Annotated in this window: 12 protein-coding genes; 3 read left to right on the top strand and 9 right to left on the bottom strand. The window is 49.7% G+C overall.

The genetic code is table 11. The features are described from left to right. Nucleotides 1–244 precede the first annotated feature (244 nt). Together BFO_RS01465 and BFO_RS01460 are read right to left on the bottom strand one after the other, a co-directional pair. Nucleotides 245–1,663 (bottom strand): DUF4270 domain-containing protein, encoded by a 1,419-nt coding sequence (locus BFO_RS01465; protein ID WP_014223783.1) that lies wholly within the window; start codon nucleotides 1,661–1,663, stop codon nucleotides 245–247. A gap of 1 nt (nucleotide 1,664) precedes the next feature. After that, nucleotides 1,665–2,474: a glycogen/starch synthase gene (locus tag BFO_RS01460; RefSeq protein ID WP_041591022.1), complete on the bottom strand. Its 810-nt coding sequence runs from the start codon at nucleotides 2,472–2,474 to the stop codon at nucleotides 1,665–1,667. A gap of 197 nt (nucleotides 2,475–2,671) precedes the next feature. On the opposite strand from BFO_RS01460, the gene panC reads away from it, so the two are divergent. The 3 genes from panC to BFO_RS01445 all read left to right on the top strand — a co-directional run bounded on the left by panC (nucleotide 2,672) and on the right by BFO_RS01445 (nucleotide 5,278). Continuing rightward, entirely contained in the window at nucleotides 2,672–3,511 is an 840-nt protein-coding gene (gene panC / locus BFO_RS01455; protein WP_041590553.1) for a pantoate--beta-alanine ligase, read from the top strand. A 21-nt stretch (nucleotides 3,512–3,532) separates the two neighbouring features. Beyond that, complete coding sequence (gene panD, locus BFO_RS01450) at nucleotides 3,533–3,883, top strand: aspartate 1-decarboxylase (RefSeq protein WP_014223780.1); 351 nt, start codon at nucleotides 3,533–3,535, stop codon at nucleotides 3,881–3,883. Nucleotides 3,884–3,955: 72 nt separating this feature from the next. Further along, on the top strand, nucleotides 3,956–5,278 hold the full coding sequence (locus tag BFO_RS01445) for an MATE family efflux transporter (RefSeq protein WP_014223779.1): 1,323 nt from the start codon (nucleotides 3,956–3,958) through the stop codon (nucleotides 5,276–5,278). A gap of 11 nt (nucleotides 5,279–5,289) precedes the next feature. On the opposite strand, the gene BFO_RS01440 is transcribed toward BFO_RS01445, so the two are convergent. The 7 genes from BFO_RS01440 to rfbA form a co-directional block, all read right to left on the bottom strand. Beyond that, nucleotides 5,290–6,162: a hypothetical protein gene (locus BFO_RS01440; protein WP_014223778.1), complete on the bottom strand. Its 873-nt coding sequence runs from the start codon at nucleotides 6,160–6,162 to the stop codon at nucleotides 5,290–5,292. A 25-nt stretch (nucleotides 6,163–6,187) separates the two neighbouring features. Further along, on the bottom strand, nucleotides 6,188–8,440 hold the full coding sequence (locus BFO_RS01435) for a GH92 family glycosyl hydrolase (protein WP_041590552.1): 2,253 nt from the start codon (nucleotides 8,438–8,440) through the stop codon (nucleotides 6,188–6,190). Nucleotide 8,441: 1 nt separating this feature from the next. Continuing rightward, nucleotides 8,442–8,792, bottom strand: a complete 351-nt coding sequence (locus tag BFO_RS01430; protein ID WP_014223776.1) for a non-ribosomal peptide synthetase family protein — start codon at nucleotides 8,790–8,792, stop codon at nucleotides 8,442–8,444. A gap of 58 nt (nucleotides 8,793–8,850) precedes the next feature. Next, entirely contained in the window at nucleotides 8,851–11,391 is a 2,541-nt protein-coding gene (locus BFO_RS01425) for a S9 family peptidase (RefSeq protein WP_014223775.1), read from the bottom strand. Beyond that, nucleotides 11,381–13,831, bottom strand: coding sequence for a cytochrome c biogenesis protein CcsA (gene ccsA, locus BFO_RS01420; protein WP_014223774.1), 2,451 nt, complete (start codon nucleotides 13,829–13,831; stop codon nucleotides 11,381–11,383). Before ccsA ends, BFO_RS01425 begins: the two co-directional genes overlap by 11 nt. 99 nt (nucleotides 13,832–13,930) lie before the next feature. Next, nucleotides 13,931–15,100 (bottom strand): OmpA family protein, encoded by a 1,170-nt coding sequence (locus tag BFO_RS01415; protein ID WP_041590550.1) that lies wholly within the window; start codon nucleotides 15,098–15,100, stop codon nucleotides 13,931–13,933. A gap of 219 nt (nucleotides 15,101–15,319) precedes the next feature. After that, nucleotides 15,320–16,210, bottom strand: coding sequence for a glucose-1-phosphate thymidylyltransferase RfbA (gene rfbA, locus BFO_RS01410; RefSeq protein ID WP_014223771.1), 891 nt, complete (start codon nucleotides 16,208–16,210; stop codon nucleotides 15,320–15,322). Nucleotides 16,211–16,213 lie beyond the last annotated feature (3 nt).

The raw sequence follows: 16,213 nt of genomic DNA, 5'->3' as shown, positions 1-16,213 counted from the left end.
GGCGTGAGGTGCGCAGGAATACCGCAGAGGTTGATAAAAAAAGAGATTTTTTGCGTAGCCACGCAAAAAAATCACAGGGTAAAATGTCCTATCCGGATTCGGAGGTCTGTCCGTGTTTAAGTCTTTTAGAATTTGGACAATCTGAAATGAAAATAAGCTGAGAGAGCCTATGTTATTCTTCCAAGCCCGTCGTGAGGCTTGGACAAGAACCGTCCCCCATCCCGTGAGGGGCGGGGGGGATCAATCACTTGCCTGTATATTTGTTGGAAACGACAACGATCTTCATATGTTCCTGATCAATCGGGAATTTTACCCCCGAAAGCATCAGGTAATTATGGATTGCTCTTGTGTAGTAGCCCGTTACATTTCCGAATCGATCCGTTGTAGTTGCAAAGTCTCTTTCTACAGGCACGATCAGAAGGCGAAGGTCTTCATCCGGTTTTTCTTTAATGTGTATATTCAGTAAGTTGATGATGTTCGAAAAATAATACGTCCGGGTTGCCGGGTCATAGCCATACTGCGTGCTTACGCGTGTATTGTCCCTTGAGAGGAAGGTGGTTGCATTATTTTCGATGCTCCGGTTCTCAAAGAATGTCCGTAGCGAATCTTCGGGCATAAGCATCAGATAGGGAGGCGGAGACATCGCGTACTTCCAGTTCTCTTGGGGATCATATTTCAAGCTGAGCATCAAATTGTTTGTGAAACGACCTTTTATGGTCTTGGCAATTTCCCGGCTCGGAATCACTAAGCGGGGATAAATGCCGGCAGGTGTTTTAACATACGCATATTGATCGTTCGGCGTCAGCAATTTCTCCTCGTCGGTATGCAGGAATCGGCTGTGCTGTATCACTTCCTTCGTAACCTGAAACATGACGGAGTCACGTACCAGCGTGTCGTTCTTACTGCTCTTCGGGCGCCGATAATAAAAATACAATTGCGTATCGCTTACATTCAAAATATTTCCACTTCCGTAATCGGTCGTGATATATAATCCCGGGAAAAAACGGTTGAAAGCTTCTTGGGTAGCAAACGATGACGGGTTGTTGACCGTTTCGTTATAAAATCGGGTGCCCCATTCTCGCGGCAACGCGATCTTTAGTGCGTACCTTGCCTGTTTAATCTCCCTGTTCGTTTTCTGGTCTTTCCGTCCCGTTGAAACAGAATCGCTAAAGCAACCGGATGTTGTATATACTTGTGTTCCAAACACATTTTGCATATCGCAGTAATCTGCGGGATTAAGGTTGGTATAATAGTTCTTTTCGATAGGTTTGTTGACCGCATACGCTCTGGCTCGCATCAGAGCCTGCCCGTCTCCATTCCAGAAATAGAAGCGGATATTCAACTTCACCGAATCCACCTCTCCCTGGTGAGGTTTATGAGGGAACCGGTAATTTTCAGCGCAATAAAACTGACACAGATAGTCTGACTTCAAATGTCCGTATAACGGGTCATAGATTTCCCCCAGCAAGCCTCTTGTGGTTTTGGCATAGAGCGAGTCCCGCTTCACGGTGGAGGCCGTCATCCGAAACGTATCGGTATAGACCGTATTACGATCCCCCTGCGGTTGAATCGTAGAACCGACCAAGGTCAAGTCGTCGTTGCATCCGCTGAAAAGTGAAATTCCTCCTAAGAGCAGGAGGGCTGCTGCATGTTTTATCTTCATCTTATCTCTTTAAAATCGTATTATAAAATTCGTTATAGGCCTGAACATAATGTTCCGTATTCTGATAGGGAAGAAAACGTTTCTTGCTTTGTGCGATAAATTCTCCTAACCGTTTGTCTATTTTCGAACTGCCCTGTATGATTCCATCCGAAAATTGGACTGCTAATTTGGAGAGCGAGATGCAATCATTTTTTTCGAGTATTTTCAAGTCTCTTGTTGCGGCTCCGTCTTGTTTCAGTTTTTTGCTCAGGTCTTTGTTTAGGGTAGACTTAAATGATTTATCATAAATGGAGTACACCACTTTCGTACGGGCAAAACACGGGTCGTCTGAATACATTCGTTTCAGATACAGCGGAGCTAAGGCCGTGAACCAGCCGTGGCAGTGAATGATGTCGGGAATCCACCGAAGTTTTTTGATCGTTTCAAAGACCCCGCGCACATAAAAGATGGCGCGTTCGTCGTTATCCTTAAATCCGTTTCCCTTTTCGTCGGAGACCGTCGCTTTGCGTTGAAAGAAGTCTTCGTTATCAATAAAATAGACCTGCATCCGCGCTGATTGAATCGAAGCCACCTTGATGATTAACGGATGATCGGTATCGTCAATGATCAGGTTCATCCCGGATAACCGGATGACTTCGTGCAGTTGATTACGGCGTTCGTTGATGCATCCGTATTTGGGCATGAACGTTCTGATTTCGCATCCTTGTTCCTGTATCCCCTGAGGGAGATGGCGACATATATTCGCTATCTCGGACTCCGGCAGATAGGGGGAGATTTCTTGAGCGATAAACAATATTTTCTTAGCGTCCATTTTTTCGGCAAAATAAAATCGACCACAAAGGTAGTAAAAAAAACGGTTAAACGGTGCTTTCATTTTCAGAATGAATCTTAAAAGAAATGTATTTGTTGCCGAAGAGACGGTGTTATGTTCAAGTTATTTTGTTGCTTTGCAGTCGATTTTTGGAACGTAGGGTTCAGCTTTTCATAAGTAACTATAGCTATTTAGAAATGAAGATAATAAATTGTATTGCAGCATTGAGGTCCACTTTGGATGCCGAACGCAGTGCCGGCAAGCGTGTGGGATTAGTGCCTACGATGGGTGCATTGCATGCCGGTCATTTGAGTCTGGTAAACCGTTGTGTGGAGGAGAATGATGTATGTGTGGTCAGTGTGTTCGTCAATCCCACTCAGTTCAATGACAAACGTGATCTGGAGACGTATCCCCGCACCTTGGAGCAGGATTGTGCATTGCTCGAGAAAGCCGGATGCCGGTATGTCTTTGCTCCTTCGGACGAGGAGATGTATCCCGAACCGGACACCCGTGTGTTCGACCTTGGAGCAGTGGCTACGGTGATGGAAGGTGCTTTTCGTCCGGGGCACTTCAACGGAGTAGCTCAGATTGTCAGCAAGCTATTCACGATTATCGAACCGGATCGGGCGTATTTCGGAGAGAAAGACTTTCAGCAGATCGCTGTGATCCGGTCGATGACCCGTTGGTTGAAGCTGCCTGTAGAGATTGTGCCCTGTCCGATCGTACGCGAAGCAGACGGGCTGGCGCTGAGCAGCCGCAACGTACGTCTGACGTCTGAACAGCGGCGGATTGCTCCGGTAATTTCGCGTACGTTGAAAGAAAGTTGTATCTTTGCAGCCTCAAGAACGGTGGAGGAAACGAAAGCATGGGTAACGAAAACGCTGAACGAGCATCCGCCGTTGCGTGTCGAATATTTTGAGATCGTTGATGCAACGAGTTTGCAGCCGATTCGTTCATGGGACGAAACGGCCGGGGCGGTTGGATGTGCGGCTGTTTATTGCGGTGATGTGCGGCTGATTGATAATATCAAATATTAAATTAAAGGGAGAAAAAGAAGTATGCTTATCGAGGTGTTAAAATCGAAAATTCATCGGGTGACGGTCACGGATGCCAACCTGAACTACATCGGCAGCATCACGATCGACCGGTCGTTGATGGAGGCCGCCAACCTGATCGAGAACGAGAAAGTACAGATACTGAACAATAACAACGGCGAGCGTTTCGAGACCTACGTGATTGCCGGCGAGCGCGATTCGGGGATTATTTGCCTGAACGGAGCGGCCGCGCGGAGGGTACAACCCGGCGATATCGTGATCATCCTTTCGTATGCTACGATGGATTTCGAGGAGGCGAAAACTTTCAAACCGGCTGTCATTTTCCCCGACACGGCAACGAATAAACTGAAATAAAAGCGTAACGCATCGGGCGTTTAAAAGAAAAGGACAGGTCTGCCGGCACAAGACGACAGACCTTTTTTATTGATGTATACGAACAGACATATCTGGAATATAAGCTATCCGATCTTTCTCAGTTTGCTGGCGCAAAATGTGATTAACGTAACGGATACGGCCTTTTTGGGGCGTGTGGGCGAAGTGGAATTAGGCGCTTCGGCCATGGGCGGGCTGTATTATATCTGCGCCTTTACGATTGCATTCGGATTCAGTACAGGTTCTCAGATCGTGATCGGCCGCCGGAACGGCGAGCGGAATTTTCCGGCCATCGGCCCTGTGGTGATTCAGGGCATCCTGTTTCTCATGGCATTAGCGGGGGGGCTGTTTCTGGTTTCGCGGATGTGGGCAGGTAATCTGATGCGGCTGATGATCTCGTCGGGAGAGATTTGGAACGCGACGATGGAGTATCTCGACTGGCGGCTGTTCGGATTCTTCTTTTCGTTCGTCAATGTCATGTTCCGCGCCTTGTTTGTCGGAATAACGAGAACGAAGGTCTTAACGCTTAGCGCTGTGGTGATGGCGGTTGTCAATGTCCTGCTGGATTATCTGCTGATTTTCGGCCATGCCGGACTGCCGAAGATGGGTCTTCAGGGCGCGGCCATCGCGTCGGTGGCAGCCGAGGCGTTTGCCGTCGTCTTCTTCCTTGTCTACACCTTTCTGACGGTCGATCGCCGGAAGTACGGTTTGAACCGTTTCCGTTCGTTCGACCTGAAGCTGCTCCGTCAGATACTGAACATTTCGGTATTTATGATGCTGCAATATTTCGTGTCGATGAGTACCTTCTTCCTGTTTTTCATTGTCGTGGAACGGCTCGGCCAGCGTGAACTGGCTATTGCCAACATCGTCCGGAGCATCTACATCGTGATGTTCATTCCGGTCAATGCATTGTCTACAACGACGAACACGATGGTCAGCAACCTGATGGGAGCGGGTAAGTTCCCGATGGTGATTCCGCTGATTCGCCGCATTGCCGGAATCTCGATGGGCGTCATGCTCTTATTCTCGGCCATGCTCTCTTTGTTTCCGGAAACGATTCTTTCGATTTATACGAACGACGTATCGCTGATTGCATCGTCCGTACCGTCGGTTTATGTCATTGCTTTGGCCACATTGTGTTGCTCGGTGGCGAGTATCGTGTTCAGCGGGGTATCGGGTACGGGAAATACGCGTTCGGCGTTTGGGCTTGAGATGATCGTTCTGGTCGTCTACACCCTGTTTATTTATGTTTCGGGTATTTGGCTTCAACAGCCCGTGCATATCTGTTTTATTGCAGAAATCGTCTACTTTTCAGGCTTATTGATCGTCAGTGTCGCCTATTTGCGCTGGTCGGCGTGGGACAGGAAGAAAATATAGGGGCGGGTGCGCTAAAAACACCGGATATAGGCTAACGAATAGCTGTCGTACAGATTGTCGTACATTCCGTGCTTAAAGCGTATGGAGATGATGTTCTTTTTAATCTCGTATTCAAATTTGGTGCGCAAAGTAACCGGATAATCGCCGTTGTTTTTGTAGCCGTAGAATCCCGAATAATCGGCCGCGAGCGATACGTTGTATAATTTCGCGCTCATCCCGAAGCCGTAGAGCAAGGCGTCGTTCTGGCGATGCACAAGGTCGTTCGTCATCCAGCAATAGAAGCCGAGCAGGCCCTGCAAGCGCAGTGCTGCCGATCCGTCGGCATTTTGAAGCAGGTTGCGGCCTGCCGTCAGATCGAACCAGTACGAGGCCGCATCCGTATAACGTGCATCGGCCAGACGGCCTCCGCTGGCCGTTTTCAGGTTGGCGCTCACCATCAAGTCACACCAGCGATCGTTGCGAAGCACCTGATAGAACGAATGAATCAGCACGTCGCCGTAACAGCGGAAGGGAGGTTTTGTTTCCGCGGCACGACGCTCGAGCTTTACAGCCTCCGTCGTCTCGTAATTTTCCGTGACGACTCCGGCTATTTCCACCCCCGCCTTGCCATGGGCTATCGGAATAAAGAGCCGGGCGAAGAGATCGCTCGTCTTATCACCCGTACAGTAATGATACTCTCCTCTCAGTTCCAACTCCCAGCGTGTACCGATACGACCACTCCGCAGTTCTGAAATCGGGAAAGCATTTGGCCCGAAATAACGTGGGGTATAAATCAGCAATTTCATCCGTTCGCGCCAATCTTCGTCTTCGCCTTGCGCAAAGAGCAGGAAGGGGATAGCAAGCAATATGATAACAAGTCCTTTCGTTCTTGAAGAAACATTCATTCGTTTACGTTTTTGGGGTGCAAACTTACAAAAAATCTGCGGGTTCGGATCCCATAGTAAACTCCAGCACTCCGCCGGCCGTTATCGCGGCGAAGTCGATGTACGATTTATCATAGGGAGCGCCGTTCAGCGTAACCGACCGGATGTATTTATTCGCCGCGCTGTTGTTCTTGGCGACGATCCGGAACGTCTTGCCGTCGCCGACTTGCAGCGTGGCTTCGTTCACCACGGGGCTGCCGAAGAAGTAACGTCCGCCGGCAGGTTCTACCTGATACATGCCGAGCGCCGACAGGACGTACCAAGCCGACATCTGACCGACGTCTTCGTTGCCGCAAAGTCCTACAGGACGGTCGGAATAAAGGCTGTCGAGCACGAAACGCACTTTCTCGGCCGTCTTGGCGGGTTTACCGATGCACGAATAGAGGTAGAGCACGTGGTGGCCCGGCTCGTTGCCGTGCGCATACTGGCCGATCAGTCCGCTGATGTCGGGCGAGGCATCCGCACCCATATCGCCGGAGACGATGAAGAGCGAGTCGAGCTTCTGTTCAAAGGCTTCGCGACTGCCGAACAGTGCGACCAGCCCTTCCACATCGTGCGGTACGAGCCACGTGTATTGCCATGCCGTTCCCTCGGTATAATCGTTCTCGCGGTGCACGGAGTGGAACGGATCGAACGGTGTACGGAAATTCCCCTTCGAGTCTTTTCCGCGCATAAACCCGGTCGACGGGTCGAAATAATGCGTATAAGCCTTGCTCAACTTCGTGAAATAGGCGGCATCTTCTTCCTTACCCATCTGTTTGGCTACTTGCGCCACGCTCCAGTTCGCAATCGCGTACTCCATCGTTTTGGCCACCGACTCCACTTCCTTATCGAAGGGGATATAGCCGTATTCCTTTATGTAGCCCTGGCCTCTTTCATCGAGCATGGCCGAGGTCTTCATCGCCTCGAACGCCAGCTCCTTATCGAATCCGTCGAACCCTTTCAGCACGGCGTCGGCTACCACGCAGATGCCCGGATTACCGACCATGCAATCCGTTTCGTTCGCCATCAGATGCCAGACGGGCAGTTTGCCCTGCTCCTGATAAATCGCCAGCATGGTGCGGACGATATCCGACATTTTCTCGGGGTGAATCAGCGTCATCAGCGGATGTGCCGCACGGTAGGTGTCCCACAGCGAGAAGGTTGTATAGTTCGTAAATCCGGCCTGAGGGTGCACGGCCTTGTCCGTCCCGAAATAGTCCTTGTTGACATCGCAGAACTCCGACGGAGCAATCATCGTATGATAGAGCGCGGTGTAGAAGATGCGCTTCGTGCGTTCGTCGGCATCGACCACCACCTTGTTCAGCTCCTCGTTCCACGCCTTGTCGGCCTGAGCCGCTGTGCCTTCAAAGTCCCAGCCCGGCAGCTCGGCCTGCAGATTCATCTTCGCATTCTCGGCGCTCACGGGCGAAAGGGCTACTTTCACGTAAACCGTCTCGTTATCTTCCGTCTCGAAAAACGCCTGTCCGTACGCTGCCGACGCACCTTCTTTCAGCTCTCTTCGCTCCTGCCGGAAGCCTTTGAGCGGCTTCGAGAAGACGGCCGTGAAATAGATGCGCTGATCGTGAGCCCATCCCTGCGAGCAACGATAACCCGATACGGTCGTATCATTCTCCTGCATGACGACACCATCGACCGGGCGATCCCACCCGATGCCGTGCTCAAGGTCGAAAATCACTTGGGCATCGGCCGATTTCGGGAAGGTGAACTTATGAAATCCGACGCGCTTCGTAGCCGTCAGTTCCACATCGATGCCGAAGCGATCCAGCCGCACGGCGTAATAACCGGGGCGTACCTTCTCCGTCGATCGGCTGAACAGCGAATAGATGCCCGAAGCGGGATCGCTCAGGTCGCCGCGTGTCAGTTTCACCTCGCTGACGGCCGGCATCAACGAGATATCGCCGAGGTCGCCGATACCCGTCCCGCTCAGGTGCATCTGTCCAAATCCGATAATCGTCGAGTCCGTGATATGATAACCGGAGCACCAGTCCCACCCCTGACTGTAATTCGTCGGGCCCACCTGTACGAGCCCGAACGGAACGTTCGCCCCGACGAATACGTGCCCATGATCGCCCGTCCCGATGTACGGATCGACATACTGTGTCAGATTTTGTAAGGATGAAGGCTGACCGCCCTCCTCTCCGCCGCTGCGCTTGCAGGCCGTTGCCACGATGGCGAGCATCAGGAAGCTCCACGCGCCGGCCGTTTTCATTTTTGGCAGAATCTTTGTTTGTCTCATTTTACTCATTATTACGTTTAACTAATTCATCTGTCTGTTCTTTCCTCTCAAGTTTCCCATTTCTGAAAACGAAAAACGTGCTTACCATGTGCTCATTCAGGCTCGCATAAAGACCTTCCTTGTAGCATAACACTTCAATCGTATCGCCATCTTCCGTGTATAGTTCTTCCTTAAAAGGCTGACCGTACTTTTCCAAAATAAACGCTTTGCTAACTCCCAGCTTGATGTCTTCGTTCCGGAATCGGGACGAACTCCTGAAAATGGAACACCCCGACAGCATCAGGAAGAACAGCACTGTCAGAGCAAGCATTTTCATCCGGCAGATTGTGCTGGCTGTAAAATTGGCTTTCATATCGAATCATTTATAAATAAAACATTCCTGCTAATTCTATTCATTCTCCATCCTAAATTCAATCCCGATAGAGATCGTTCCACCACGAAGCGTCTCCTTTCAGCCATTTCTCGAACCACGCGAAGATCGATTCGTTCCATTTCAGGCGTTTCTCGTAATCGAGGATCTGGTGATTCTCTCCTTCAACCTGAAGGAGTTCGGCCGGCTTGCCCAGAATCTTCAAAGCGGTGTACATCTGAATGCTTTCTCCGGGCGGCACATTCGTATCGGCCGTACCATGAACGAGTAAGATCGGCGTCTTGATCTTGTCAGCATGGAACAACGGGCTCTGATCGACGTATAACTCCCGGTTATTCCACGGATAACTGCCGGCGCTGGCTGCCGTGCTGTACGAATACCCCCAATAGCCTTCGCCCCAGTAACTGCTGATGGAGCTGATACCCGCGTGCGATACGGCAGCGGCAAACATATCCGTGCGTGTCTGGAGATACATCGTCATGAAACCTCCGTATGACGCGCCCATACATCCGATCTTCGTGGAATCGACAAAAGGATGTTCGGCGATAAACTTCTTCGTCCCTTCGATGATATCGTCCGACGAACGCCGTCCCCACGTATTGACGTGCAGGGCTGAGAACCGCTGGCCGAACCCGGTGGCGCCACTCGGTTGAAGCACGTACACGACATAGCCCATCGCCGCGTAAACGTGCATCGGGTAACGGCTTTCGAAACGTCGCTCCACAGGCGAAGTACCTCCGTAATAATATACAATCATCGGATACTTTTTCGTGGTATCGAAGTCGGGGGGCAGGTAATAGTATCCTTTGATTTCGGTACGATCCGAATTCATGAAGTTCCAGTTCTTCACTTCGCCGAGCGTCAGTTGCGACAGCTGCCGCCGGTAAGGATCGGCGATCCGGGTCATTCTTCCTGTCCTTACATTATATATATAGGCACGTGTCGAGTTGGAAAGGCTCACTCCCGAATAAGCAAGCACGGGAGCATGTTCTGCGACTTCAAACCCGTTCACCACTTCTTCTTCGGATGGCAGGCGCGTATATCGTTTCGTATTCAGGTCGTATCTATACAGGCAAACACGGTCTTCATCTTCCGCCTGAAAGTAAATCGTCCGGCTGTCGGCGCTCCATTGCCCTCTCATCAGGCTCGGATTAAAATCCTTCGTGATCGGCTCGATCTTCTTTGTCGATAAATCCATCAGAAAAGCCTGCGTATCGTAACTGTTGGCAATTTGCCCCTCGGCTACATTCAGCCCGATCCCGCCGAAAGACTCGGGAGCACCCAGAATCAAGAGCAGCTTTCCGTCGGGCGAAAACTGCGCGTACGAAGCGAATCGATCTTTCCACCACAACGTATCGGCCGTCATCGTCTTGAGGTCGAGACGGAACAGGGATGATTTACGGAAAGGTCGTTCCGTGATCGTCTCTTCGGTAGTCGAGAACAGGATGTAGCGACCGTCCCGGCTCACGTCATTCAACTGCGTGTGATGTGCCCCGAAGGTCAACTGGCGGGTCAGTCCCGTCGCTAAATCGTAACGATAAATAAAGGCGTGGCGCGGTTTATGTCCGGTGCGTTCCGTCAACGTATGCATGCGAAAAATGTTTCCCGGCTTCTCGTCCGTTTCATCGGCTTTTGTGTAGAACAACGCTTTCTCGTCCGGTGAGATCAGGAACGATTCCTCCGGAATATCTTCGGCTAATATCTCTTCTTCGAGCGTTTCCGGCCGGATGGTTACGAGATGCGTCCGGTCGCCGGCTTTCGGATGGTAAACCAGACGCTCGGTTCTTGGCATCCATCGTAGACCGCGCTTTTGTCGGTCTGTATCGATCGTTACCCGTCGGCCGGTTTGGACATGGTACAGTTCTGTGGAGTAGGAGGTTCTCTTTCCATACGACTCGGTATAGGAAATCAACACATAATTTCCCTGCGGAGATATCGACGTTCCGCTCACACGTTTTCCCTTAATGATATCGTCCAGCACGATCCGGCGTTTCGAATCATGCGAGACCAACCATCCGGCCGAACTCTTTGCGTCGTTTTCGAGCATTATTTTCAAAGTCGTTCCCGCGTTTGTTGCCGACGGAGAGAATAACTTAACTACCACCCGGGCGGTCTGCGGATACGGAGCGAGCGTAGCGGATAACTCCTTCGCCTGAGCTTGTGACTCTTCGGCGGTCGTCTTTGTCGAAACCGATGTGCCATTCACAAACAGCTCGGCCAATGCAGGAGTAACGACTTTCACCTTCACTTTTCCGTATGCTTCTCCGTGCACATAGAAAGAGAAAAGTTGTACAAATGGTTTCTCCGTTCCTGAAGCGAGATGAAACAGTCCGGCCGTATCGGCTTCGTATGGCTGGGTAAAGGCCGCTTGTTCCGGCACCGTCAGATTTAGTTTCAGTAACTTCTCATGATTAAACGAGTTACCTTTCTGGTCGACCGAGTCAACGGCCAACGGTTGGTCTACTTCGAGCGGAGCGACTCCCCGCAGCGTCGTCAAAGTTGCACTCTGTGCCGAACCATGGATAAGACCCAGTACAAACAGCAGACCTGTCTGACATGTACGATTGATTTTATGTTTCATATAAGTTGTGTTTTATACAATTCATTTTCAGGAACCGTCCTTTCCGTGCGGTGACAATCAGTACGGCTACTATACCGGCTATGATATACAGATAGATAAAGAGGCCTTGGATACTGTCGTTTTGCCCGTACGAATGCATGCCGCTCAGGAAATAGTTCACCCCGAAATACGTCATTAATACCGAAGCAAAGGCTATAACCGAACACAGATTGAGCGACCAGAGGTTGTACCATTGAGGCAGTAGATGGAGATGGGTGACCATCGTATAAACGACGATCGTTATCAACGCCCACGTCTCTTTCGGATCCCATCCCCAGTAGCGTCCCCATGATTCATTGGCCCATACGGCGCCCATGAAAGTACCGATCGTCATCAACATCAGCCCCGCAAGTAAAGCGATTTCATTGATGATACCCAGTTCACGGAACGACCGGGCGTGATGTTTTATCCGCTCTTTTCCGAGTATGCTCATCATCGTCAGACTCGTTATCCCGATCAGACAGGAGATACCGAAAAAACCGTAAGCCATCATGAGGACAGCTACGTGAAACATAAGCCACGGCGACTTCAAAACGGGCACTAACGGATTGATCTGCGGGTCCATCCAATTCAGCCCCGACACGAACAGGATCACGCCGGCGAACAGGGTGGCTAATGCAAAAGTCATCGGGTTGCGGCGCATAAACAAAAAGCCGGCCAAAGCGGTAGCCCATGCCATATAAACCATCGTTTCATACGAGTTACTCCATGGGGCATACCCTCCTATAAACCATCGAAATCCCATACCCAGAATATGAAACGCAAAGACTGTTCCCACCCCCAAGGACAGTACCCCGAGCATACGGCGAATCCATCGGGAATCTTTAAAGAACAAGATAAACGAAAGCAATAGCATCATCCCGCCCAAAGATAAATAACCGATCTTGCATCGACGGAACGGATCCAGTTTATTATACATCACTTCCAACCGGATGCGGTCCGCATCGATGTCGATCGTACGACTCTTTTCTTCCTGATAGTTTCTGATCCTCTGCAACGCATCGTCAGCCTTGCTCCAATCGCCCGACTTCAATGCCCGCCTCACCTCCGAGAGATATGCTGCAAAACTCTGCGAAACAAACACCGAATCGGCTCCGCCGTATGCCGATAAATCGTCTCCCGGAGCATACCAGCGGCTGTTGGTGTCCGTCTCATGCGGGAAGATGCGGAGCAGCTGTCCGTTTGCTACTTGATGAAAGATATTGATCTGTTCGTCCAGCTTGATGAGGTCTTTATCGAATCCCGACCGCTGTGTCGGTATTTTTCGGTAAGCTTCCTCAAGGCGCACCTGTAACTTATATGTTCCATCCGGATGGAACAGCTCGGCATAGGCGCATTCGCCTTTTGTCAGGTCATAATATGCTGCCAGTTCGTTATCCGGCAATGCCATGAAAGGCACATACATCCACATCTCCGGCATAGTCAACAGACTCAACAGAAAACGATCGGCGCTTAGCCCGTCGATTGTACTCTTTTTATGCAATTTGCGCAATATCTCGGACGAGAATGTATGGACCGGGATCATGCGTCCGTTCATCGATTGTACCGGAAGCGATCCGAACCGCGCGAGGTGCTCGTCTGGAATATGGATTTGCAAGACTGCTTTCTTCATTGCAGCCCGATCCGGCATGCTCCATACGCTGACAGGAAGCATGCAGGGCAGGAAAAGAAAAACGGTCGTATGATTTTTCAGTTGACTGATCAACCGGCGTAAACGACTGTTTCGTCTCACCACACATCCGATGAATCCGACCATGAGTAAAAGATAGCCTGCATACGTCACATTACGTCCCGCGACATCTTTGTTGACCGAAAGAATCGTCCCGCCTTCATCGGGATCGAATGACGCCTGAAAGAAACGGTAGCCTTTTACATCGAGCACATTATTCATAAAGACACATTCCCGATGCACCTCCCCATCATCAACATAAACGAGTAGATTGCTTTCGTACGACGAGGGGCTTGCGGAGCCGGGATAACGGGTCAAGGTAAATCGTTCCAGTTCGATCTCGAACGGTAAGGGGGCCATCCGTTGTCCGTGATTGGAGCGAATATGAATCCGGTCCTTCTTCTCTCCTTCTCTCAGATGAATCGTGCCTTCTACACCGAACAGATGCGAAATGACGGATCCTGACAGGATGACAACCCATGAGAAATGCACGAGCAACATGCTCCAACGCTTCTTTTGCAAGAACTGTCGCCGTCGTATAATGGCCGCAAAGTTGGCGATCAGTAAAAGCTGAAGGAGAAAAAATAAGGGAGAATAGTAGATCAATACTTTAGCCAATGTCGAACCATGCGCTTTCTCGATGAGCGTTGCTGCCGAGAGTCCCACGGCATACATCGTGAACAACAGCAACATCGTTCGATATGAAGACATTATTTTTTCAATCGGAGACATATGTTGTTTATAGCGGTGACAAAGCTACAAAAATATAAAGACAAAAAAAAGCCGATGGAAGAAATCCACCGGCCTTTTCGGTTATGGTCTTACGATTGATTATTTATCGTCTGTATTCATGATAACCACACGGTTCCAAGCATTTTCAGCATACGGCTGAACTGTATCACCCATCCACTCGATAGAGATGTTGTCGGAAGAGATACCGTATTTGTCGATAAGCTGTTTCGCAACCGCTCTTGCACGTCTTTCAGAAATGCCTTTGTTGTAGTCCGGGTTACCTGTCTTTCTGTCTGCATAACCAACCAACTTGATCGGCAAGCTGTGTTTCTTTGCATATTCGGCTGTATTGAAGATGCTAACTTCCTGATGTTTGTCGATTCTTGCGCTGTTCAGACGGAAGTAAACTACGTTTTGCAGATTTTCACGCGGTTCTTTCACTTCCGGGCACTTCGGACATTCCGGACAGAATTCCGGACGTTTGCTCAACTCAGCATTTTCAGCACGCAATGCGTTGATCTGAGAATTCAGGTCGTTCAGCAAATCGTAATCCATCGGCTCAAGTACTTCAAACTCTTTTCTTCCGAGGTTGAAGTTCAGACCCAACATAGCCTGTACCGGACGGTCGTAGCGAGGACGTGCGTGAGAATCCCAGTTCCAGTGCTCCCCCAGCAGGGTGTATTGTCCTTCTAAGAACAAATCCACACGTTTGCCCAGACGGAACATGAATTGAACACCCCCGTTGATCGATGCCGACTCAGCTCTCGGGAAACTGTTGTTATTCTTGTCGCTATAACCCGGGCGAAGTGCGTAACCCAGACCTACGAACGGAATGAAGCGGAACACTTTCGATTCTTTGTAAGGAGCCCAGAAATTGGTTACATCCCACATGATGTCCACATGCGGATTGATCCACCAGAAATCTTGTGCGTTATCGCTCTTATAATCTTTTACATAGCTGTAATTTTTCATCTTACCGCCATTCACTTGCAAACGGAAGGCCATGTATGGGTTGTACCATTTACCGATAGAGATCGCTCCCGACGGGGCAATACGATCGGCAAAGTCGGCATTGCCGTTCAAGTCTCCAAACAAGATGTTTCCACCTCCGGCCAACGAGATAAACATGTTATCCGTTGCCTTGTTTTTCTTAAAGTTCGTTTTCGAACCGTTCTCGGTGCTGAAGCCTACCTGCGGCTGGTATTGCTGCGCAGAAACAGACAATGCAGCTCCGAATAACATCGCTAAAAGTAATACCTTAGTCTTCATAATCTATTCATATTTTATTAAACAATAACCTAATATTATATCTATACATTTGCTAATACACATTTCGCGGCAAAGGTAATCCTTTTTTTCTTCCAAACAAATAAAATATGTATTTTGTTCTGAATTTTTTTCAATGCCTTCGCTACTCTTTCTTATGTTGATCACCAGATATCTATGAATCCGTCTTCCCGTTTCTCATACGAGTGTTTGATGGATGTTCTACAGACTGTTCTGACTTTCCATCCATAGTTTCATCAAATATTCTCCATACGGATTTTTCATCATCGGTTCTGCATTTCTTTTCAACTGATCCGTACCGATCCAACCCTGCCGGAAAGCTATTTCTTCTACACAAGCGATTTTCAGCCCCTGCCGCCGCTCAATCACCTCTACAAAAGTGGAAGCCTCGGTCAGAGAGGTGTGGGTACCGGTGTCCAACCATGCAAACCCACGCCCGAGCAGCTCGACTTTTAGTCGTCCGCGATTTAGAAATGCCTGGTTCACCGAAGTGATTTCCAGTTCTCCGCGAGCTGACGGTCGAACGTTGCGAGCTATTTCGACCACCTCGTTCGGATAGAAATAAAGTCCGACAACGGCATAGTTCGATTGCGCATGTTCTGGTTTTTCTTCAATGCTCAGTACGTTCCCTTGCTTATCGAACGTCGCTACGCCATATCGTTCGGGATCGTTTACGTAATAACCGAAGACGGTTGCATTTTGTTCTTCGCAAACGTTAAAAACTGCGGTTTTTAACATTTGTGTAAAACGTTGCCCGTAGAAAATGTTATCGCCCAATATAAGGCAAACATCTTCTTCTCCAATAAAATCCGCCCCAATAATAAACGCCTGTGCCAATCCGTCGGGCGAAGGCTGTTCGGCATATTCGAAGCGGACTCCCCAGTCCGATCCGTCGCCTAACAGACGCTGAAAACCGGGTAAGTCCCAAGGAGTAGAGATAATCAAAATATCCCGTATACCGGCCAGCATGAGTACCGATATTGGATAATATATCATCGGCTTGTCGTAGATAGGGATCATCTGTTTCGATATCCCTTTTGTGATGGGGTACAGGCGTGTCCCTGAACCTCCGGCTAAAACAATTCCTTTCATCTT

This window comes from Tannerella forsythia 92A2, assembly GCF_000238215.1.
Lineage (GTDB): Bacteria > Bacteroidota > Bacteroidia > Bacteroidales > Tannerellaceae > Tannerella > Tannerella forsythia.
Note: the sequence above shows the minus strand (reverse complement) of the source record. Positions and strands in the feature narration are given on the sequence as shown.